A 1,966-nucleotide genomic window follows, 5' to 3' on the forward strand; every position below is an offset into this window, starting at 1 on the left:
TGCCTCGCCGGCGGCGCGCCGCCCACCCTCCGCGCCGGCCGCGCCCTCCGCGTTCGCCGTGTCCGGATGCACGGCCGCGGAACGGGCGGTGCGGTTGTTCGTCGCCACCTACGGTCGGTCGCCAACGCACCTGGTCCGATCGCCGGGGCGGGTCAATCTCATCGGCGAGCACACCGACTACAACGACGGCCTCTGCCTCCCTCTCGCCCTGGACCGCGACCTGTGCGTCGCGCTCCGCCCATCCGGCCCGGACACCGTCGCCCCCGGCGACGACCCCCACTGGGGCGGACGGCTGCACCTGGTGTCCGAGCAGGACGCGGCGCCTGCCGTCGTCCAGCTACCTCCGCCCGGGCCAGACACCCCACCCTCCGCACGGGCTAGCGGATGGGCCCGGTACGTGGAAGGTGTGGCCGTCCAGCTCGCCGCCGCGGGCGTTGACCTGACTGCCTGGCACGGTGCGTTGACCAGCGACATACCGGTGGGGGCCGGGCTGTCGTCGTCCGCCGCACTCGAACTGGCGGTGGTGGTGGCGGGTCTCTCCCTGGCCCGGACGGGCCAGCAGGGCACGACCTCTCCCGACGCGCCGTCACGCATGCCGCTGACGGTGCCGCCGATGGACGGGTCAGGACTGGCCCGCGTGGTGGATGTGGTGGAACTGGCCCGATGGGGCCAGCGGGCGGAGAACGAGTGGGTCGGCGCGGCCACGGGGCTACTCGACCAGCTGGCCTGCGCGGGCGGTGTCGCCGGGCATGCGCTTCGCATCGACTTCCGATCGCTGAGCGTCACCCCCATCCCCTTGCCGGCGGGGCTCGCGGTGGTCTTCCTCGACACCGGGACTCGTCGTGAGCTCGTGACCAGTGCGTATGCCCAGCGGCGGGCGGAGTGCGCACGGGCGTCCCAGGCGCTGGGCGTCCCATCGTTGCGGGACGTGACAGCGTTGCCATCCGATGCCGAGCATCGGCTGGATGAGGTGGCGCTACGTCGAGCGCGCTACGTCCTGGCCGAGAACGCCCGGGTTGACGCGGTCGTCGCGGCCCTGACCGGCAACGATCCCGAGACCGCCGGACGGCTGCTGGTCGAGGGGCATCGTGGCCTGCGCGACGAGTTCGAGGTGTCCGGCCCCGAGCTGGACGCGGCGGTCGAGGTGGCCATCGCCGCCCCCGGCTGCTACGGCGCCCGGATGACCGGCGGTGGTTTCGCCGGATGCGCGATCGCCCTCGTCGACCGCACCCAGGTGGACGTCTTCGGCTCGACGGTCCGTCCCGCCTACACCGCACGGACCGGACGTCACGCAGTCCTTCACATCTGCGCGGCCTCCGAGGGCACCTCCATCACCACTCTCGACCTCCCGACCTCGTGACCCGCCGACCCGTCGACCTCGCGACCCGCCGACCTCGCGACCCGGTGATGTCGTAACCCGGCAGCCGGACCTGGCCGGCCGACCCGGTGGGTTGACCTGGCCGGCTGTGTCCCGGGTGGCGTCCGAGCCTCTTTGGACGTTGGGTGCGCGCTCGGTGACTTTCGGGTGTGGCGTACCGAGTGCTCGCCGTTGCCGAGGTATATGCGAGGGCACGCCGAGGGTTTTTCGGGAAATGGACCACTTGATTACCGAACAACCCTCGGCATGAGCTGGAGCGGGCCGCGCCAGTCGCCTTCTTCGTCGCGGAGCGTGGTTCTCGGTCGCGTCGGGTGAGTGGTGGAGTGCGAACGTCGGCTTCGGACGACCACATCGCCGAGGTTCAGGCGATTCTGCTGAGCTTGGGCGAAAGATCTGGAGCCGATTCTTTTCACCGGACCCCGGCAGATTCGATCAAGGACCTTTGTGGCCCGCGTGAAAGGGACGGGGGAAGCGCCATCGGCGATAGGGGCCGAATGGCGTCGGCGGCGAGGGGTGGGTGTTGCCAATGGTAATGGGTCGGGTGCTTGTGGCGACGACTGCAGTCGGGGTGGACGGAGGCGGCTGGAG

The 1,966-nt window shown here is 71.0% G+C and carries 1 protein-coding gene; it reads left to right on the forward strand.

Annotated features, from left to right (window positions below; genetic code table 11):
* The first annotated feature begins 58 nt into the window (after positions 1-58).
* Positions 59-1,360: a galactokinase gene (locus G6R24_RS20560; protein ID WP_163550779.1), complete on the forward strand. Its 1,302-nt coding sequence runs from the start codon at positions 59-61 to the stop codon at positions 1,358-1,360.
* Positions 1,361-1,966: the final 606 nt, after the last annotated feature.

The organism is Candidatus Frankia nodulisporulans (assembly GCF_902806475.1).
In the GTDB taxonomy this organism is placed as follows: Bacteria; Actinomycetota; Actinomycetes; order Frankiales; family Frankiaceae; genus Frankia; species Frankia umida.